A 19,134-nucleotide genomic window follows, 5' to 3' on the forward strand; every position below is an offset into this window, starting at 1 on the left:
TGTTAATAATTATTTTCACCCGTGACTACAACCGGGCTAATGATGGGGGGAGTGTTACTTATTTAGAGGTATTAAATATTAATCCTCGTCAACTCAGGGGAATTGAGTGGGAAAATCATTGCGGCTCAGCGGGTGCATTCTCCTGCGTACCTGCACCGCTTACCGGGTAGTTTCCGCTACTGGTGCGAGTGTACAAAATTTTGAAAGTATCGTTGGCGCAATGCCCAACGACCTGCGCATCCGGCTGGTCGGCCTGATCGTTCGGCACGATGTTCAGGGTAAAGCCAGACTCCGGTACGCCGTTGTTGATAATCTTCTGCTGAATGTCGCTTTTCACGCGCTCGCAGGAGTCCGGGGCCGCAAGAATAGCAGGTGAAGCACTCATTAACAGCAGGGCGGTAATCCAGGGTAACCGTTTCATCTGTAGCTCCTTTTCACTGTGTAGACTGTAAGCATAGCAGGGTTAGGGTAAGCTTTTGTTTTTGTGTCTCTCTTTCTGAATTGTCCTGGAGCCCCGCCTGCGTCATAAAATAAATTGCGAATAATGGTGCTGATTGTCTACCAGATAAGAAGGCAGGGTGCGTTTTGATACCTCTTGCCTGACCAGTTTTCGGTCTCGTCCCCAGATATCTTCGGCGTTGGTGATAACCTTCATAATATGTTCCGGGTTATTAAATTCCGGCAGATCGTATTCGGTATGAGAAATGGTAGACATTTTTTCGGAAATTCTTTCTGGGGTCATTACCCAGGAGAAATGCCAGCCGCCATCTTTCACAACCTTATTATTGATTTTTAGCCAGTTCCATTTAAACCATGACCAGTTTTTATCTTTGCGTGCCCGCTTCCAGTTTCTGAAAGATTCAGGCTCACCGTGGAAGAAATGCTTAAGGTTGTAATAGGACGTCGCGCGGGGCAAGGTACATTTTCTCGGCGTACCATCCATGTTGTGAACCTGAAGATTAAACTGATAGTTGAACACGTTTTGATGAATAGTCGTGCAGAGCGCGCGTGGATTAATGGCCCTGACCGTCTCGGGAGAGAAAATTTCATCAACGTCTGACACCAGAATCAGATCGTCGTCTGCCGCGTCTTTTAACCCATTCATAATGGAGTTGCGAAGCGCTGCTTCATTTGCCCAGGCATCAACCTGGTTATTGTCAGCACTGTTTAAAATAGGCTGCGCGTCAAAAGGCACGTAAATAATTTTGTCTCTGAATTTGCCAAACTTCGTAATATCGAAATGTAATTCTCGCGGTATGCCCGTAAAAGAGTGTGTTGCTTCTACAATGACAAAACGGTCAACGACATCAGCGAGCGTATGTAATCTGATGTCGAGCAACATATCTTCGTCATAGTACAAAAAACAGTCGTAAATCATGATATTAACCCGAAAATTTAAGAATCTAATTTTATAATAATGTGGAATTTTCCGCGCCCAAAGTAGCCACTTTGGCAGGTCTCGTCAATGCAAATGACGGATTTATACAGCGTAAAGAGTCAAATGAAGTGCTGTTATGTAAGTTGCTGTATTTGCTAATATGATTGTATCTCTCTCTGAACGGTAAATGATGTGAATAAATACGCAGCGATAACGCTACTGGCAACGGTACTGGTGGGATGTGACAACAACACCGCGCCGCTGTCATTTACGCCAGAGATGGCGAGCTTTTCGAACGAGTTTGACTTTGACCCTCTGCGCGGGCCGGTGAAAGATTTTACCCAGACGCTGTTGAACGATAAGGGTGAAGTCTCTAAACGCGTGACCGGAACGATGTCGTCGGAGGGGTGTTTCGATACCCTTGAACTGCACGATCTGGAGGCTAACACGGGCGTTGCGCTGGTGCTGGATGCTAACTACTACGTCGATGCGGAAACCCAGCAGCAGAAGGTGAAGTTGCAGGGAAAATGTCAGCTGGCGGAACTGCCGTCTGCCGGCCTGACGTGGGACACCGACGATAACGGGTTTGTGGTTGCCGCGCACAGCAAAGAGATGGAAGTGAAGTACCAGTATGATACCGACGGCTACCCGCTCGGTAAAACCACGGTCTCCGGCGACCAGCGTTTATCGGTCAAATCGATGCCGTCGAAAGATCTGCGTAAGCGCATGGATTATACGGCGGTAAGCCTGTTGAACGATAAACCGATGGGCAATGTAAAGCAGAGTTGCGATTACGATCGCCACAACAACCCGGTGAGCTGCGAGCTGGTTATCGTCGATGACAGCGTTAGACCTGCCATTGAGCGCAAGTACACCATCAAAAACAGCATTGAATATTATTAAGAATAATACCGCGCAGGTTACTGCGCGGTGGGTTTAAGCAGGTTGGCGGAGGAGGATTTATGCCCGGCCAGATGCTGATGCTGGAAAATGCACATGCGGATGGTGTTACGGTATTCGCCATTAATAAAGAACTCATGGATCAGTTCACCTTCCACCATAAAGCCGAGCTTACGGTAGATATGAATCGCTTTTTCGTTCTCTTTGTCGACGATAAGGTAAAGCTTGTAGAGATTCAGGACGTTAAACCCATAATCCATCGCCAGCTTTGCCGCCCGCGACGCAAGACCTTTCCCCTGGTGCTCCGGTGAAATAATGATCTGAAATTCCGCCCGACGGTGAACATGGTTGATCTCAACCAGCTCAACCAGCCCGGCTTTCTCACCTTCGCACTCCACCACAAACCGGCGTTCACTCTGATCGTGGATATGCTTATCGTAGAGATCGGACAGCTCGACGAAGGCCTCGTAAGGCTCTTCAAACCAGTAGCGCATCACGCTGGCATTGTTGTCGAGCTGGTGGACAAAGCGTAAATCTTCGCGCTCCAGCGGACGGAGCTTTACGTCACACGGCATCGACATTACGGTGCTACCGTGCGGCCAGTGCGACGATCCAGACAGCGCAGGGTGTTAGGCTCCCAGTAAGCGTTGACGTTGGCACTTTGCTGGCATTTGTCGCGGGCATCAAACGCGACGTCTTCTTTATCCCACTCTTTTTCCACGCGCTTATTCACTTTCTGACGCAGGCTGCGGGTGTCATTCCATTGTTCTTTGTCCATGGCGGCGTTCTGACGGCTTTGCGCGCTGTCACCAGACTCAATGATGAGTTTGCTGGTTTCGGCTGATGCCGTTGCGGTGAAGGCGAACGAGGACAGCGCCAGTGCGGCTGTCAGACAAAGGCGTTTGCTTAATGTAGTCATAGCGTTTCCTTTAAACGGGTGCAGACAATCGGATTACCCCGTTGGATTCTACACCAATCCGAAAGGGTGTCATACCCGCGCGGCAGGTATGGGAACGATGAGAGCATTATCGCGTATGATGTCTAAATCAATCCTCACGAAACGAGAAAAATGTTCAAAACGACGCTGCTTTTTTTCGCGACCGCGCTGTGTGAAATCATCGGATGCTTTTTGCCGTGGCTCTGGCTAAAGCGGGGCGCTTCCGCGCTGCTGCTGATCCCGGCGGGTGTGTCCCTGGTCCTTTTCGTCTGGCTGCTCACCCTGCATCCGGCCGCTAGCGGGCGGGTTTATGCGGCCTACGGAGGGGTGTACGTCTGTACTGCGCTGCTGTGGCTGCGCTTTGTCGATGGCATCAGGCTAAGCCTGTATGACTGGGCAGGCGCGCTGGTTGCCCTGTGCGGCATGTTGATCATCGTGGCCGGCTGGGGACGCGCATAGTCGTCCTCATAGTGTGATCGCCCGCTGATTTTTCGATCGTTATACTTGTATGGTAGTAGTGTAGTTGCGTAAATTTCCTGCATCACAACGAGCGATGTAAGGAAATGGATTATGAAGATTGTCGGGGCTGAAGTATTTGTCACCTGCCCGGGGCGTAACTTTGTCACCCTTAAAATCACCACCGATGAGGGCATTGTCGGCCTGGGTGATGCCACGCTTAACGGACGTGAACTTTCCGTTGCCTCCTACCTGAAAGATCACCTGTGCCCTCAGCTGATTGGCCGCGATGCGCACCGCATCGAAGATATCTGGCAATTCTTCTATAAAGGCGCATACTGGCGTCGTGGCCCGGTCACCATGTCAGCGATTTCTGCCGTGGATATGGCGCTGTGGGACATCAAAGCGAAAGCCGCGAACATGCCGCTCTATCAACTTCTGGGCGGAGCCTCCCGGGAAGGGGTGATGGTTTATTGTCATACCACCGGGCACACCATTGACGACGTACTGGAAGATTATGCCCGTCATAAAGAGATGGGCTTCAAGGCTATTCGCGTGCAGTGCGGCGTGCCGGGGATGAAAACCACCTATGGTATGTCTAAAGGAAAAGGGCTGGCGTATGAGCCTGCAACCAAGGGCGACTGGCCGGACGAGCAGCTTTGGTCCACCGAGAAATACCTCGACTTCACGCCGAAACTGTTCGACGCAGTGCGCAGTCAGTTCGGCTTCAACGAACATCTCCTTCACGACATGCACCATCGTCTGACGCCCATCGAAGCGGCGCGATTCGGCAAAAGCATTGAAGAGTACCGCCTGTTCTGGATGGAAGACCCGACTCCCGCTGAAAACCAGGAGTGTTTCCGCCTGATCCGCCAGCACACCGTCACGCCCATTGCGGTGGGGGAAGTGTTCAACAGCATCTGGGACTGCAAGCAGCTGATTGAAGAGCAGCTCATTGACTATATCCGCGCCACCATAACCCATGCGGGCGGCATCACCGGGATGCGTCGCATTGCTGACTTTGCCTCACTCTACCAGGTGCGTACCGGCTCACACGGCCCGTCGGATCTGTCGCCGATTTGCCACGCCGCGGCGCTGCATTTTGACCTGTGGGTACCGAACTTTGGCGTGCAGGAGTATATGGGGTATTCAGAGCAGATGCTGGAAGTGTTCCCGCACAGCTGGCGCTTCGATAACGGCTATATGCACCCGGGCGACAAGCCAGGGCTGGGCATTGAGTTTGATGAGAAGCTGGCAGCGAAATACCCGTACGAACCGGCCTGTCTGCCGGTGGCCCGTCTGGAAGACGGCACCCTCTGGAACTGGTAAACGAGGAGCGAATAATGAAAAGCGTAGTGATCCAACAGCCGAATACGCTGGTGATTGAGGAGCGTCCTCTCCCGTTGCCGGGCGCAGGCGACGTCCGCGTCAGAATTAAGCTCGCCGGTATCTGCGGTTCAGACAGCCATATCTATCGCGGGCATAACCCGTTTGCGAAATACCCGCGGGTAATCGGTCACGAGTTCTTTGGCGAAATAGACGCGGTTGGCGAAGGCGTGGAGAGCACCCGACTGGGCCAGCGCGTGTCTGTGGATCCGGTGATCAACTGCGGACACTGCTACCCGTGTTCCGTCGGAAAACCGAACGTTTGCACCTCGCTGGTGGTGCTGGGCGTCCACCGTGACGGCGGCTTCAGCGAATACGCCGTCGTGCCGGCGAAAAATGCCTGGCACATTCCGGATGCGATCCCTGACAAACACGCGGTGATGGTTGAGCCCTTCACCATTGCCGCCAACGTGACGGGGCAGGCGAAACCCACCGAACAGGACGTGGCGCTGATCTACGGCGCAGGCCCGATGGGGCTGGTCACCGTGCAGGCGCTAAAGGGCGTTTACAAGGTGAAGCAGGTCATCGTGGTGGATCGGATTGATGAGCGGCTGGGGATGGCGCAACGCAGCGGCGCAGACTGGGTCTTCAACAACAGCGAGCACTCGTTACAGGCCGCGCTGGATGAAAAAGGCATCAAGCCGACGTTAATCATCGATGCTGCCTGTCATCCGTCCATTTTGCAGGAAGCGATTACGCTGGCGTCTCCGGCGGCGCGCATCGTGCTGATGGGCTTCTCCAGCGACCCGAGTCAGATCGTGCAGCAGGGGATCACCGGCAAAGAGCTGTCGATCTTCTCTTCGCGCCTGAATGCCAACAAATTCCCGGTGGTCATTGACTGGCTGGAAAAAGGGCTGATCGACCCTGAAAAACTGGTCACCCATACATTTGACTATCACCACGTTACAGACGCCATCGAACTGTTTGAAAAAGACCAGCGGCAGTGCTGCAAAGTCTTGCTCACGTTCGACCAATAATAATTCACGCGGTTAAGAGCCTGCGAAGACAGGCTCTCAGTGGTACGCATCTTACCTTGCAGAGATAGCCATTATGACTCAAGCACAACCTCAAAGAAGTACGTCAGACCTGGTGAAAGCCGCCGTATCCGGCTGGCTGGGCACCGCCCTGGAGTTTATGGATTTTCAGCTTTACTCCCTTGGCGCCGCGCTGGTATTCCATGAAATTTTCTTCCCTGAACAATCCGCGGCCATGGCGCTGATCCTGGCGATGGGGACCTATGGGGCAGGCTACATCGCGCGTATCGTCGGGGCATTTATCTTCGGCAGAATGGGAGACAGAATTGGCCGCAAAAAGGTGCTGTTTATCACCATCACCATGATGGGGATCTGCACCACCTTAATCGGCGTCCTGCCAACCTACGCGCAGATCGGGATTTTCGCACCGGTGCTGCTGGTGACGCTGCGTATTATTCAGGGGCTGGGCGCGGGGGCAGAAATCTCCGGCGCAGGTACCATGCTGGCGGAGTACGCGCCGAAGGGTAAACGCGGCATCATCTCCTCGCTGGTGGCCATGGGAACCAACTGCGGGACGCTGAGCGCCACGGCGATCTGGGCCGTGATGTTCTTTGCCCTCGATCGTGAAGAACTTATTGCCTGGGGCTGGCGCGTGCCGTTCCTCGCCAGCGTGGTGGTGATGATCTTCGCCATCTGGCTGCGTATGAACCTTAAAGAGAGCCCGGTGTTTGAGAAGGTTAACGACGCTGAAACCATTGCGCCGGTTGCTGCGCAGGATACCTCATTAGGCGCGATGTTTAAGAGCAAATCGTTCTGGCTGGCGACGGGGCTGCGCTTTGGTCAGGCCGGCAACTCAGGTTTGATTCAGACTTTCCTTGCCGGATATCTGGTGCAGACGCTGTTGTTTGATAAGGCGATCCCAACCGATGCGCTGATGATCAGTTCGATTCTCGGCTTCCTCTCCATCCCGCTGCTGGGCTGGCTGTCCGATAAAGTGGGGCGCCGTCTGCCGTATATCCTCCTTAACATTTCAGCCATTATTCTGGCTTACCCGATGCTGTCGATTATCGTCGATAAGAGTTACGCGCCGGGCGTGATTATGCTCTCTATCATCGTTATTCATAACTTTGCGGTGCTCGGGCTGTTCGCGCTGGAAAACATCACCATGGCAGAGATGTTTGGTTCGCGGAACCGCTTTACCCGCATGGCCATTTCGAAAGAGGCGGGCGGGCTGGTAGCTGTAGGCTTTGGTCCGGTGCTGGCGGGGATCTTCTGCAACATGACCGGGTCCTGGTGGCCGATTGTGGTGATGCTGGTGGCGTACTCGCTGATTGGGCTGGTCTCCGCGTTGCTGATGCCGGAAGTGCGCGACCGCGATTTGAGTGAAGCCGAAGATGCTGCGGAGGCTCCTCATAAGGACTCGGTAGCCTACGGCGCGCTCTCTTCACGCCGCTAGTGGTTTACATCTTGCGTTACCTGTCACACAACTTTTTACTGATGTCACACCACATGGCGAAAAGTTAATGTAAATCAAGATCTGAAAACGATGTATCAGTATGGTTAATGGCAGCGTTTTTTGACTCCGACTGCCATTCTAGTTGGTGTAGTCAGCAGGCGCTGCCGCTCTTAAAAGGAAGCGGCAGTGGATCACAGCTTTCATTAATTAACGAGTCTCAATCATGGAAAACCGGTTATTACAGGCGAAGGCAACGCATCCTCAATACGATCGCGACAGCCTCAAGGCACGCATTGTTCATTTAGGGTTTGGCGCGTTTCACCGTGCGCACCAGGCGGTGTACACCGATATACTCGCCGCAGAACAGGGCAGCGACTGGGGTTACTGCGAAGTTAACCTGATTGGCGGCGAACAGCAGATCGCCGATCTGAAGGCACAGGATAACCTTTATACCGTGGCAGAGATGTCTGCCGATGCGTGGACGGCGCGCGTGGTCGGCGTCGTCAAAAACGCGCTGCATGCGCAGATCGACGGGCTGGAAACCGTGCTGGCGGCGCTGTGCGAGCCGCAGGTCGCCATTGTTTCCCTGACCATCACCGAGAAAGGATATTGCCACTCCCCGGCAACCGGACAACTGATGTTCGATCATCCGTTTATCGTTGCCGACCTGCAAAACCCGCATCAGCCTAAATCTGCGCCGGGCGTGGTGGTTGAGGCGCTGGCGCGTCGCAAGGCGGCGGGGCTACCGGCATTCAGCGTGATGTCATGCGATAACATGCCGGAGAACGGCCACGTGATGCGCAATGTGACCTGTGCCTACGCGCGCGCCGTAGACGGCGATCTGGCGGACTGGATCGAAGCGAACGTCACCTTCCCGTCAACCATGGTGGACCGCATTGTGCCCGCCGTCACGGCTGATACGCTGGATAAAATCGAACAGCTGACTGGCGTACGCGATCCGGCAGGTGTCGCCTGCGAGCCGTTCCGCCAGTGGGTGGTGGAAGATAATTTTGTTGCCGGACGTCCCCAGTGGGAAAAGGCCGGTGCGGAGCTGGTTTCTGATGTCATTCCGTTTGAAGAGATGAAGCTGCGAATGCTTAACGGCAGCCACTCGTTCCTGGCCTATCTCGGCTATCTTGCCGGTTATCAGCACATTAACGACTGCATGGAAGATGAACATTATCGCGCAGCCGCGCATGCGCTGATGCTGATAGAGCAGGCGCCGACGCTGAAAGTGCGGGGCGTGGATTTGGGTCGTTATGCCGACCAGTTGATTGCGCGTTACAGCAATCCGGCCCTGCGTCACCGCACCTGGCAAATCGCCATGGACGGTAGCCAGAAATTGCCGCAGCGCATGCTCGATTCCGTGCGCTGGCACCTTGTCCACCAGAAACCCTTCCCGCTGCTGGCCCTCGGCGTGGCGGGCTGGATGCGTTATGTCGGCGGTGTGGATGAGCAGGGTAACGCGATTGAGGTGAGCGATCCGCAGCTGGCGGTGATTCAGGCGGCGGTAAACGGTAGCGCTGAAGGTGAAAGCCGCGTTAGCGCGCTGTTGGGCATTGAGGCTATTTTCGGTAACGAGCTGCCGAAGGACACGGTATTCGTGGCTGCCGTCATGCAGGCCTATCAAACGTTGCTGCAAAAAGGCGCGAAGGCCACGGTTGCTGAGTACGCCACCCGGCTTTAACGCTTTGACATGCCGCCGTTCGCGGCGGCATGTCGGGGCACAGCTTAGTGCATCCCCAGGCGAATCAGCTCAATCGGTTCGAACTTACCTTCGCATCCTTCCACTTCAACCGTTTTACCACGACGCACCTGCTCGGCATTAAGGCCGTCGCTGTGGATCGCTTTAATCACGCCGAACTGACCTGTGCCGCTAATCATGACGCGGCTGCCAGTGGTGATTGCATTTCGGTTACGGTCGTATGTCATCATGGTATTTTCTCCTCTCGCACTTATCCGTTACGGCGCTAATTCAACGGCTGCCGTTCACGGGGCACTATTAATACGCCTCTCTTAAACAGAATTATTTGCTTTTGATCAAGCTCACACTTTTTTCTTATTTCCTGATGGCGTTGACGGTTCAGGACACCGCTTTACAAAGCGGACAGTTATTTTCCTTAATTGATAGTTTCCAGACGCAAGTGTTTAGGCTTTGTTTATATCCACAATGCCATTCTGGAGGCAGAAAATAACCCTTCATCGGAAAAGGAGTCAGGCTTATGTATAAGAAAATTTTGATGCCTGTTGACGTGTTTGAAATGGATCTAAGCGATAAAGCGGTACGCCACGCGGTCAACCTCGCGAAATCGGAAGGCGCGACGATCACCCTGGTCAACATTCTCCCTAACAGCAGCCGTTCGTTACTGCGGGGGTTCAATGCCGATATTAAGAAGTTCGAAGAGTATATGACCGCCGAGTCGGATAAGAAGATGAAGGCACTGAAACGGCTCTTTGATATGTCCCCGGAAAATATTGATTGTGAAGTACGTTTCGGCAACGTACGCGATGAAATCATCCAGCTCAGCAAAGAGGGGAAATATGACGTTATTGTTATTGGATCAAGAAACCCGAGCATGACAACACATCTGCTGGGCTCGAATGCTGAAACTATCCTGCGCTACGCCACTATTCCGGTGTTAGTGGTCCGCTAATCACTTCGCCGCAACCGAAAGGGGGCGGCGAGGTTTTATTCTTCGCTGAACCACTCGCGGTTTTCCTGACGAATTAACTGAACTGACTCGCTAATTTCCTGGAGGTGAAGCGTCATCGCTTTATCTACGGCTTCCACGTCGCGTTTTTCCAGTGCGCTGAAAATATCGTGATGCTGGCGCAGCAACATCTCTGGCGGAGAAACATGGTCGAGGCTCATGTAGCGCACGCGGTCGATGGTAGCTTTGATGTTTTCGACGGTATCCCACGCGAGCTGGCACTCGGCGATCTGCGCCAGTTTCTGGTGAAATTCGTCGTCCAGCTGGAAAAAGTCGTTTAACTGTTTGCGGTCGATGGCAATGCGTTGCTGATGCAGGTTTTGCTCCAGCAGGTAGCACTGGTTATCGTTGATGAGCGACGCGGCGCGACGCACAACGGCGCACTCAATGGCCTGGCGAACAAAACAGCCATTCCGTACCTGCGAAAGCGAAATTTTATTTACATAGCTGCCGCGCTGAGGGCGGATCTGGATAAGGCCGTTTTCTGCGAGCTTAATAAACGCCTCGCGCACGGGCTGACGGGAAACGTCAAAACGTACCGAAACCTCTTTTTCTGAGAGTGGCGTTCCCGGTGGGATCAGGCAGCGAACGATATCACGGCGTAAGATGCGATAAATTTGCTGATTTACAGGCTGGGTAGGATTAAGTTGCGATTCAGCGGCCATGGGTTGTGATTTCTCAGAGAGTTAACCTGAACATACTACCATTCTTTTACCCGTCATCACATACCCGGCCCGCAGGCCGGGAAGGGTGAATTACCCGCGATGCACGCTGAGTCCGGCATAGGTCTGGCTGACGGGCATCATCTCAACCGTGTTGATGTTGACATGCTTCGGCAGCGTCGCGACCCACCAGACGGTTTCGGTGATATCTTCCGGCGTCAGCGCATTCGCATTTTCATAGGTTTTATCCGCTTTCGCGTCATCGCCTTTGAAACGCACGTTGGAGAATTCCGTTCCACCGACCAGGCCCGGCTCAACATCGGTCACGCGGATCGCGGTACCGTGCAGGTCGGTGCGCAGGTTCAGGCTAAACTGGCGTACAAAGGCCTTGGTTGCGCCATAGACGTTGCCGCCCGCGTAAGGCCAGCTGCCTGCGGTGGAACCGATATTAATGATATGACCACGGTTACGTTCAACCATGCCCGGCAGCACGGCGCGGGTCATGTACACCAGGCCTTTGTTGTTGGTGTCGATCATGTTCTCCCAGTCTTCCACGCTGGCTTTGTGGGCAGGCTCCATGCCCAGCGCCAGGCCAGCGTTATTGACCAGCACGTCGATTTCACGCCATTCGGCAGGCAGGTTGGCAATCATCTCTTCAATGGCGGCGCGGTTGCGCACGTCCAGCTGTGCGGTCAGGATGCTGTCGCCCAGCTCGTCTTTCAACTCCTGGAGACGCTCCTGACGACGACCCGTTGCAATCACCTTATGTCCGTTGGCGACGAAGCGACGCGTGATGCTTTCACCAAAACCTGCTGTCGCCCCGGTAACTAATATAATCATCTCACTGTTCCTCAACGCTTTTTGTGTTGTACTACCATAGCACGCACTCGGGCACATCGTTAAGGCAACATTTGTATGACGCCATTGCAGGCCGGAGCAGGCTGGCCTACTCTGGTGAGAAATACCGTGCTCAGGAGTAAACGATGTCGGTCAACAACCCTTTCTTTGACGTTAGCCTGCTGCCTTATCAGGCTCCGCGTTTTGATGTGATAGAAGACAGCCACTATCGCCCGGCGTTTGATGAAGCAATGCGCCTCAAGCGTGCAGATATTGACGCGATTATCGCGCAGAGCGCCGTGCCGGACTTCAACAACACCGTGCTGGCGCTGGAAAAGAGCGGGGCCATGCTGTCGCGCGTCAGCAGCGTGTTCTTCGCCATGACGTCCGCACACACCAACGATTATCTTCAGGCACTGGACGAGCAGTTCTCCACCGAACTGGCCGGGCTGGCGAACGATATCTGGCTAAACGATACGCTTTTCGCCCGCGTGGAAGCCGTCTGGCAGGATCGCGACACGCTGGATGCCGAATCCCGCCGACTGACGGAGGTGACGTATCAGCACTTTGTTCTTGCGGGCGCGCGTCTGAACGCCGATGAAAAAGCCGAGCTGAAAGCCCTGAATACCGAAGCCGCCGCCCTGACCAGCCAGTTCAACCAGCGCCTGCTGGCGGCGAATAAGGCGGGAGGGCTGGTGGTGGATGATGTTCACCAGCTTGACGGACTCAGTGCGGAGGAGATGGCTGCCGCGGCTCATGCTGCCGCAGAAAAAGGGCTGACGGATCGCTGGCTGATCCCGCTTCTGAATACCACGCAACAGCCCGCGCTGGCGGCGCTGTCTCTGCGCGAGACCCGTAAAAAGCTGTTTAGCGCGGGCTGGGAACGCACTCAAAAAGGCGACGAAAACGATACGCGCGACCTGATCCGTCGGCTTACCGCGTTGCGGGCAAGACAGGCGCAGCTGCTCGGCTTTGACAACTATGCCAGCTGGAGCATTGCCGATCAGATGGCGAAAACGCCGGATGCCGCGCTCGAATTCATGCGCGGGATAGTTCCTGCGGCGCGCAGCAGAGCCGCGCTGGAGCAGGCGGATATTCAGAAGGTCATTGACGACGAGCAGGGCGGTTTTACGGTGCAGGCCTGGGACTGGGCGTTTTATGCCGAACGCGTGCGTTCAGCGAAATACGCGCTGGATGAGTCGCAGATCAAACCCTATTTCGCGCTCAATACCGTGCTGGAAGATGGCGTATTCTGGACCGCCACGCAGCTGTTCGGTATCCGTTTTGTCGAGCGTTTCGATATTCCGGTTTATCACCCGGACGTTCGCGTGTGGGAGATTTTCGACCACACGGGTGAAGGCATGGCGTTGTTCTACGGCGACTTTTTCGCGCGTGATTCCAAAGCGGGCGGGGCGTGGATGGGGAATTTTGTTGAGCAGTCTTACGAGTTTGCCGCGCGTCCGGTGATTTATAACGTCTGCAACTATCAAAAACCAGCGAACGGGCAGACCGCGCTGATCTCCTGGGATGATGTGATTACCCTGTTCCACGAGTTTGGCCATACGCTACATGGCCTGTTTGCCAGCCAGCGCTATGCCACGCTTTCAGGCACCAACACGCCACGTGATTTCGTTGAATTCCCGTCGCAGATCAATGAACACTGGGCCAGCCATCCGCAGGTGTTTGCGCACTTTGCCCGCCATTATCAAACCGGCGAGCCGATGCCGGATGCGCTGCGGGAAAAAATGCTCAATGCGACCCAGTTTAATAAGGGTTATGACATGACGGAACTGCTGAGCGCCGCGCTGCTGGATATGAACTGGCACGGCATTCATGAGCCCATTGAAGACGTGGAAGCCTTTGAAGCCGCCGCGTTGAAAAAAGAAGGGCTGGATCTTCCAGCCGTACCGCCGCGCTATCGCAGCAGCTATTTTGCTCATATCTTCGGCGGCGGCTACGCGGCGGGCTATTACGCCTATCTCTGGACGCAGATGCTGGCGGACGATGGCTATCAGTGGTTTGTCGAGCAGGGTGGTTTAACGCGCGAAAACGGACAGACATTCCGCGAGGCGATTTTGTCCCGCGGGAACAGCTCTGATTTAGCTGAACTTTACCGGAACTGGCGCGGGCACGATCCGAGGATCGAACCGATGCTGGAGAATCGTGGATTGAGTGCTTAAGGGCTTTTTAGTGTGGAAACAGAACCGGGCGCGATGCCCGGTTTTTTGTTCGATTTTTTCTTCCCCGAAACTCCTCCAAATTCCTCCCCAAAATGAATCCTTGAATTCTGCGAAATTTGCAGGATAACTTTCTTATGGCTGACCCTATATATCAGGGCGAACGACTGGGCAGCTTCCTGCTGCGCCAATGGAGAGGGAATTAATTGTGGAACGTACCCGGGGCTGGAGTGGCGCTGCCTGCGAGGAAAGGTGAATAGGCTGCCCAGTAAATAAAGAGGTTATGGAAACTTGAATACATTACAGTTCATCAGGATTGTTCGATACGCTGATCCCGATCTTGATCAGACTTAAAATCATCAATGCCAGTACCATTGCCACGATAGTAGAGATGATAAGCGTTGTCATAAAGGCCCCCTTTGTGAGTATATCTTTTAGACTGTTTGAATCAAAAAATGTTCCGAGTCCTAAAAAATATATGACATTAGACAGGAATGTATCGTCTGCTAAATGAAAAAAAAGCCTACGCCAGGTAGGCAATACTGATAATTCCTAATTGTTTTAATAATGCTTGTTACTAAAGGTTATCTGCAGTGTTGGTAGAAGATATTGAAGCTTATAGATACTTCCTGGCTGCATCTAATATTTCCTGAGATGTAAGCTCTCGATCTGATGCAACATAGATAACTTCATGGTCACCTGTTAAAGAGGGAAAACCGGCTGACATTATCGGAAGGTTTATCCCTTCTCCATTAGGGTATTGTTCGCGTATTGATGTCACGCCCTTAAGTACGGTGATTACTTTACCTGGTTTACCATTAAAGAAAATAATTACTTTTTTCATGTATCACCATGTATTTCAGGGGGTTTTATGGCCCGGGGTTGTTCGAAAGGGGTTGATTTATTGACGTTTAGTTACCTCTTTCGAAATTAAAACAAGCAATATTCTGCCTTAACGTGTACTGTAGCAGTCCATTTGTACTGGAGAAGCTTATGTCTGCACGTAAAAACACGCAATTCCGCCGAAATTATTTAGTCAAATGCCCTTGTCCAAACTGCACAAGAGACTCGGAGCATAGTTACAATCGTGTACAAAAGGGAGCTCAACTGGTTTGCCCTTACTGCAACGCGTTGTTCAAATCCCCTCAACATTACTAAAAAATCTCATATAATAACTAAGAAGTGATGCTTTTGGAGGCTGCCTAACCTCTTACGCACTTTAATATTTTATAAGCAGTTAGTTTCTGCTTTGAGACTATTCATGCAGCAGTCCTGCATTTCATCACATCGGTCAGCAAATTTGACGGTGCTGTAAATATGCTGGCCTGTTGTAATGATATTCGCAAACGATAAATGACGCTTCTGATTATTTAATTCACAGAAGCTTAAGCGGTCATTGAGGGGGTTATTTATCGCAAAGCGTAACATTTGCAGCTGTCGGACCTTTGGTACCGGCAATGACAGCAAATTTAACTTTTTGGCCTTCAAAAAGAGTTTTGAATGTCTCTCCCTGTAGAGAAGAAGAGTGAACAAGGATATCTTTACTTCCATCGAGTGGGGAGATGAAGCCAAAGCCCTTATCATCGTTAAACCACTTAACAAGACCTATCATTTTTGATGACATAAAAACTCCACTTGAACACTTAAAAGTTACAAGTTCATGAAAAGAAACGCATGATGGCATACGTATGGACTCAAGAGGAGGGGATATCAGAGATAGCACCTGGTTATGAGGACTACTTTGGAAAAGTCAGATTCACATTGCATCGAACCAACCGCATCATTAAGGCACGTGTAGATCTTTTAAGCAAATCTTATTTTAGCCATCTGGGAGGCCATACAGATTAGATTAGCCAATCCAAATTTTTCCTGTGTCGTCAAATTTGATTTACAGCAAGGAAATAATTTGTCCCGTAAAATGACAGGAGTTGTCAAAGGTTTTGACTTCAATAGAGGGAAGGGTTTTATTATCCCATCTAAAAAGTGCAGGTCTAACTAAGATCAGATTTGATTTCTATTTGCTCTATCAAATTCCTTCCCTGGTTTTTTACATTTCCTACTGTACGCGTTACCGCATGCCAGACGAACTTATCGGCGGGCACTGCACCATCTGAAGCTATCTCTTCAGCTTCTTTCCCGCCAACATGCTGTCGCATCTACTCGCGTGCCGCTTCTGGTGACAAAACCAGTGGCCTGCGGTCATGAATGTCGACGAGGCCTTTATCAGCCGCAGACGTCACAATCAGAAATCCCTCGGCTTCATCGCCGCGCTCAAACGGTGTGCTTCCGATCGCCGCCATAAAGATTGGCTGACCGTCGGCCCGGTGGATGAAGTAGGGTTGTTTCTTGTCACCTGACTTCTTCCATTCGAACCATCCATCGGCAAAACAGATCGCCCGGCCATGTTGCCACAGAGGTTTAAACATTCTGCTGGTGGCCGCGGTTTCTACACGTGCGTTAATCAGTGGTGCTTTGTCCCACCATCCAGGTGCGTAGCCCCAGAACACCGGATCGAGGTGCAGTAGTTCGTCGCGTTCGCTCAGCAGCAGGACTTTGGTACCGGGCGCGACGTTGTACCGGCCAATGGGGGCCGGGTCATACGCGATGTCGCGATCGCCTTCGTCGGCAAGGTAGGCCAGGTATTCTTCACGGGTTTGGGCTTGTGCAAAGCGTCCACACATAGAAACCTCCAGTCGGATGTCATACTCAAAGTATAGGGCAGGGATAAGTGACTTGATCGACATGCAAAAGCTGTATTTTGTACAAGATAACGCGAGAAAATGGGCAGAAATTCCGGGAGGCGTTTTTATCTTGCGGGCACGATCCGAGAAATGAACCGATGCTGGAGAACCGCGGGTGAGTGATTAAAGGCATTACTGGCTGAAAACAGAACCGGGCATTGCGCCCGGTTTTTCCCCGGTGGGCTGGTATTTGTTAACCTTGTTACTCTTGCGTCAGCCACATGTCCGACTCTTCAAACATTTCCTCAAGCATACGGTTCAGCTTTTCCCGGTCGCTTTTGCTGGCATCGCTATTCAGGCCATTCGCCTGCATTGGCTTAACCGTCACGCTGGCATCAGGAAAAATCCGGTGCACACGTTTTGTCAGTTCAGCCAGAATTATCTCCCTGGCTCCCTCCAGCCCCTGTACGTTTCGCTTGTCATAAACCAGTTCAACAAACATTATTTTTTCCCTATGAATATTAATTGTGCGATTCTGTCTGCACGTAAAAATACTACTGTATATGGGTACAGTCAAACGGCATTCCGGCTAAAGAAATGCCATGCCGCCCTTCACCTTGTTTATGTTGATGACAATCTATTCATTTAGCCTTTAAAACGAGCAGTCGAAGCGTTTAATCGTAAAATTTACAAAAACCATAATTTGAAGCCAGAGAGAAACTTACAAACGAAACGGTGAAGGTTTAAACAGTCGCTACGGTTCAGCTGCCTTGCGCGTGCTTCAAAACAAAACTACTGTATATAAAAACAGTATTAGAGGTATGCGTAATGGAATTTATCAGACCTACAGAACTGCGTGAGATTATCGCGCTTCCACTTTTCAGTGATTTAGTTCAGTGCGGATTCCCAAGCCCGGCTGCCGATTATGTGGAGCAGCGCATTGATCTTAATGAACTTCTGGTTGCCCACCCCAGCTCGACGTATTTCGTTAAAGCCGCGGGTGATTCAATGATTGAAGGGGGAATAAGCGACGGCGATTTACTGGTGGTCGATAGTTCCCGAACGGCTGAGCACGGCGATATCGTCATCGCCGCGGTGGAAGGGGAATTCACCGTTAAGCGCCTGCAACTGCGGCCTAATGTTCAACTCAATCCGATGAACAGCGCTTATTCACCGATTATCGTTGGCAGTGAAGACACGCTGGACGTTTTTGGTGTGGTCACTTTTATTGTTAAATCGGCCAGCTGATATGTTTGCGCTCTGTGATGTGAATTCATTCTATGCATCATGCGAGACGGTATTCAGGCCAGATTTGAGAGGCCGACCGGTGGTTGTCCTCTCAAATAACGACGGTTGCGTGATAGCGCGCAGCGCAGAGGCCAAAGCCGCTGGCGTTACCATGGGGGCGCCATACTTTAAGCAGAAAGACCTGTTCCGGCGCGCCGGCGTGGTTTGCTTCAGCAGTAACTACGAACTTTACGCTGACATGTCCAGCCGGGTAATGACCACGCTGGAAGAAATAAGCCCTCGCGTCGAAATATATTCCATTGATGAGGCCTTTTGTGATCTCACCGGGGTTCGTAATTGCCGGGACCTGACTGATTTTGGCAAGGAGATCCGCGAAACGGTTTTGAAGCGTACGCACCTGAAGGTCGGCGTTGGCATAGCCCAGACGAAGACGCTGGCGAAGCTGGCAAATCACGCGGCGAAGAAATGGCAGCAGCAGACGGGTGGGGTGGTTGATTTATCCAATATCGACCGCCAGCGCCGGTTGTTGGCTATCGTGCCTGTAGAGGACGTATGGGGCGTGGGCAGGCGCATCAGCAAGAAGCTCAATGCGATGGGTATCAAAACGGCGCTGGATCTCTCAGAGCAGAGCACGTGGATTATCCGCAAGCACTTCAATGTAGTGCTGGAGCGAACGGTCCGGGAGCTGCGCGGCGAGCCGTGCCTCGATCTGGAAGAGTTTGCACCGACAAAGCAGGAGATCGTCTGTAGTCGGTCATTCGGTGAGCGCGTGACAGAATACGAGCAGGTGCGCCAGGCTATATGCAGCTATGCGGCCCGTGGCGCTGAGAAGTTACGTGGCGAGCACCAGTATTGCCGCTTTATCTCGGCGTTCGTAAAGACCTCTCCGTTCGCTCTGAACGAACCCTATTACGGCAACAGTGCCTCAATGACGCTTCTCACACCCACTCAGGACTCCCGCGACATTATCAACGCCGCGGTAAAGTGCCTCGACAAAATCTGGAAGGAGGGCCACCGCTACCAGAAAGCCGGCATTATGCTCGGGGACTTCTTCAGCCAGGGCGTTGCCCAGCTCAATTTGTTTGACAACAGCGCGCCGCGTGCCGGAAGTGAAAAGCTGATGGAAGTGCTGGATCGTCTGAACGCGAAAGATGGAAAGGGTACGCTTTATTTTGCCGGGCAGGGCATACAGCAGCAATGGCAGATGAAGCGTGAAATGCTTTCACCGCGGTATACGACCCGGTATTCAGATTTACTGAGAATTCGATGAATGTTAATGGCTGTTTTGTGCCAGAAGCGGGCACTGATATAAATGGCAATTGATCAAACGC

At 52.4% G+C, this 19,134-nt stretch carries 22 protein-coding genes and 1 pseudogene; 11 read left to right on the forward strand and 12 right to left on the reverse strand.

From position 1 onward, the window contains the following. Positions 1–115: 115 nt before the first annotated feature. Both ACQG0S_RS10040 and ACQG0S_RS10045 read right to left on the reverse strand, forming a co-directional pair. Positions 116–421 carry a DUF1161 domain-containing protein gene (locus tag ACQG0S_RS10040; protein WP_006808860.1) on the reverse strand — a complete coding sequence of 102 codons (306 nt, stop codon included), beginning with the start codon at positions 419–421 and terminating at the stop codon, positions 116–118. A gap of 102 nt (positions 422–523) precedes the next feature. Continuing rightward, positions 524–1,378, reverse strand: coding sequence for a benzoate transporter (locus ACQG0S_RS10045; RefSeq protein WP_045621664.1), 855 nt, complete (start codon positions 1,376–1,378; stop codon positions 524–526). Positions 1,379–1,570: 192 nt separating this feature from the next. Here ACQG0S_RS10045 and ACQG0S_RS10050 point away from each other — a divergent pair, with 192 nt between their 5' ends. Beyond that, positions 1,571–2,281: a YnfC family lipoprotein gene (locus ACQG0S_RS10050; RefSeq protein WP_048965754.1), complete on the forward strand. Its 711-nt coding sequence runs from the start codon at positions 1,571–1,573 to the stop codon at positions 2,279–2,281. Positions 2,282–2,298: 17 nt separating this feature from the next. Here the strand turns inward: ACQG0S_RS10050 and speG are convergent, their stop codons facing one another. Next, the gene (gene speG, locus ACQG0S_RS10055) at positions 2,299–2,859 is read right to left on the reverse strand and encodes a spermidine N1-acetyltransferase (protein WP_023300006.1); all 561 of its coding nucleotides are present in this window, start codon (positions 2,857–2,859) and stop codon (positions 2,299–2,301) included. Beyond that, positions 2,859–3,197, reverse strand: coding sequence for a DUF1283 family protein (locus tag ACQG0S_RS10060; RefSeq protein ID WP_022647984.1), 339 nt, complete (start codon positions 3,195–3,197; stop codon positions 2,859–2,861). The genes speG and ACQG0S_RS10060 overlap by 1 nt, the downstream gene beginning before the upstream one ends. Positions 3,198–3,347: 150 nt before the next feature. Here ACQG0S_RS10060 and ACQG0S_RS10065 point away from each other — a divergent pair, with 150 nt between their 5' ends. The 5 genes from ACQG0S_RS10065 to ACQG0S_RS10085 all read left to right on the forward strand — a co-directional run bounded on the left by ACQG0S_RS10065 (position 3,348) and on the right by ACQG0S_RS10085 (position 9,174). Next, a complete protein-coding gene (locus tag ACQG0S_RS10065) occupies positions 3,348–3,674 on the forward strand; it encodes a YnfA family protein (protein ID WP_023300008.1) in 327 nt (108 codons plus the stop codon). Positions 3,675–3,785: 111 nt separating this feature from the next. Beyond that, complete coding sequence (gene manD / locus ACQG0S_RS10070) at positions 3,786–5,000, forward strand: D-mannonate dehydratase ManD (RefSeq protein WP_023300009.1); 1,215 nt, start codon at positions 3,786–3,788, stop codon at positions 4,998–5,000. A 14-nt stretch (positions 5,001–5,014) separates the two neighbouring features. Continuing rightward, complete coding sequence (locus ACQG0S_RS10075; RefSeq protein ID WP_063138220.1) at positions 5,015–6,034, forward strand: Zn-dependent oxidoreductase; 1,020 nt, start codon at positions 5,015–5,017, stop codon at positions 6,032–6,034. Positions 6,035–6,107: 73 nt separating this feature from the next. Continuing rightward, complete coding sequence (locus ACQG0S_RS10080; RefSeq protein ID WP_045621671.1) at positions 6,108–7,487, forward strand: MFS transporter; 1,380 nt, start codon at positions 6,108–6,110, stop codon at positions 7,485–7,487. A gap of 223 nt (positions 7,488–7,710) precedes the next feature. Continuing rightward, entirely contained in the window at positions 7,711–9,174 is a 1,464-nt protein-coding gene (locus ACQG0S_RS10085) for a mannitol dehydrogenase family protein (RefSeq protein ID WP_063138219.1), read from the forward strand. Positions 9,175–9,218: 44 nt separating this feature from the next. On the opposite strand, the gene ydfZ is transcribed toward ACQG0S_RS10085, so the two are convergent. After that, positions 9,219–9,422, reverse strand: coding sequence for a putative selenium delivery protein YdfZ (gene ydfZ / locus ACQG0S_RS10090; protein WP_003857405.1), 204 nt, complete (start codon positions 9,420–9,422; stop codon positions 9,219–9,221). A 287-nt stretch (positions 9,423–9,709) separates the two neighbouring features. On the opposite strand from ydfZ, the gene ACQG0S_RS10095 reads away from it, so the two are divergent. Then, entirely contained in the window at positions 9,710–10,141 is a 432-nt protein-coding gene (locus tag ACQG0S_RS10095; protein WP_023300013.1) for a universal stress protein, read from the forward strand. Positions 10,142–10,176: 35 nt separating this feature from the next. Here ACQG0S_RS10095 and ACQG0S_RS10100 read toward each other — a convergent pair whose 3' ends face one another. Both ACQG0S_RS10100 and ydfG read right to left on the reverse strand, forming a co-directional pair. After that, complete coding sequence (locus tag ACQG0S_RS10100; RefSeq protein WP_003857403.1) at positions 10,177–10,863, reverse strand: GntR family transcriptional regulator; 687 nt, start codon at positions 10,861–10,863, stop codon at positions 10,177–10,179. A 90-nt stretch (positions 10,864–10,953) separates the two neighbouring features. Then, a complete protein-coding gene (ydfG, locus tag ACQG0S_RS10105) occupies positions 10,954–11,700 on the reverse strand; it encodes a bifunctional NADP-dependent 3-hydroxy acid dehydrogenase/3-hydroxypropionate dehydrogenase YdfG (RefSeq protein WP_022647991.1) in 747 nt (248 codons plus the stop codon). Positions 11,701–11,843: 143 nt separating this feature from the next. Here ydfG and dcp point away from each other — a divergent pair, with 143 nt between their 5' ends. Then, on the forward strand, positions 11,844–13,877 hold the full coding sequence (dcp, locus tag ACQG0S_RS10110; protein ID WP_048965803.1) for a peptidyl-dipeptidase Dcp: 2,034 nt from the start codon (positions 11,844–11,846) through the stop codon (positions 13,875–13,877). A 297-nt stretch (positions 13,878–14,174) separates the two neighbouring features. Here dcp and ACQG0S_RS10115 read toward each other — a convergent pair whose 3' ends face one another. Beyond that, the gene (locus tag ACQG0S_RS10115; protein WP_022647993.1) at positions 14,175–14,282 is read right to left on the reverse strand and encodes a YnaM/YnfT family protein; all 108 of its coding nucleotides are present in this window, start codon (positions 14,280–14,282) and stop codon (positions 14,175–14,177) included. A 208-nt stretch (positions 14,283–14,490) separates the two neighbouring features. Then, positions 14,491–14,718 (reverse strand): hypothetical protein, encoded by a 228-nt coding sequence (locus ACQG0S_RS10120; RefSeq protein ID WP_071881491.1) that lies wholly within the window; start codon positions 14,716–14,718, stop codon positions 14,491–14,493. Positions 14,719–14,867: 149 nt separating this feature from the next. On the opposite strand from ACQG0S_RS10120, the gene ACQG0S_RS10125 reads away from it, so the two are divergent. Then, positions 14,868–15,032 carry a YnfU family zinc-binding protein gene (locus tag ACQG0S_RS10125; RefSeq protein WP_213083702.1) on the forward strand — a complete coding sequence of 55 codons (165 nt, stop codon included), beginning with the start codon at positions 14,868–14,870 and terminating at the stop codon, positions 15,030–15,032. A 247-nt stretch (positions 15,033–15,279) separates the two neighbouring features. Here the strand turns inward: ACQG0S_RS10125 and ACQG0S_RS10130 are convergent, their stop codons facing one another. The 3 genes and pseudogenes from ACQG0S_RS10130 to ACQG0S_RS10140 all read right to left on the reverse strand — a co-directional run bounded on the left by ACQG0S_RS10130 (position 15,280) and on the right by ACQG0S_RS10140 (position 17,057). Further along, a complete protein-coding gene (locus ACQG0S_RS10130) occupies positions 15,280–15,498 on the reverse strand; it encodes a cold shock domain-containing protein (RefSeq protein WP_022647994.1) in 219 nt (72 codons plus the stop codon). A gap of 367 nt (positions 15,499–15,865) precedes the next feature. Further along, positions 15,866–16,555: pseudogene (locus ACQG0S_RS10135) on the reverse strand (SOS response-associated peptidase). 262 nt (positions 16,556–16,817) lie between these two features. Next, a complete protein-coding gene (locus ACQG0S_RS10140; protein ID WP_006808847.1) occupies positions 16,818–17,057 on the reverse strand; it encodes a DinI family protein in 240 nt (79 codons plus the stop codon). Positions 17,058–17,383: 326 nt separating this feature from the next. On the opposite strand from ACQG0S_RS10140, the gene ACQG0S_RS10145 reads away from it, so the two are divergent. Continuing rightward, positions 17,384–17,803 (forward strand): translesion error-prone DNA polymerase V autoproteolytic subunit, encoded by a 420-nt coding sequence (locus tag ACQG0S_RS10145; RefSeq protein ID WP_022647996.1) that lies wholly within the window; start codon positions 17,384–17,386, stop codon positions 17,801–17,803. Between the two features lies 1 nt (position 17,804). Further along, positions 17,805–19,073, forward strand: coding sequence for a Y-family DNA polymerase (locus ACQG0S_RS10150; RefSeq protein ID WP_032622206.1), 1,269 nt, complete (start codon positions 17,805–17,807; stop codon positions 19,071–19,073). Positions 19,074–19,134 lie beyond the last annotated feature (61 nt).

The organism is Enterobacter cloacae complex sp. 418I7 (assembly GCF_050030705.1).
GTDB lineage: Bacteria > Pseudomonadota > Gammaproteobacteria > Enterobacterales > Enterobacteriaceae > Enterobacter > Enterobacter intestinihominis.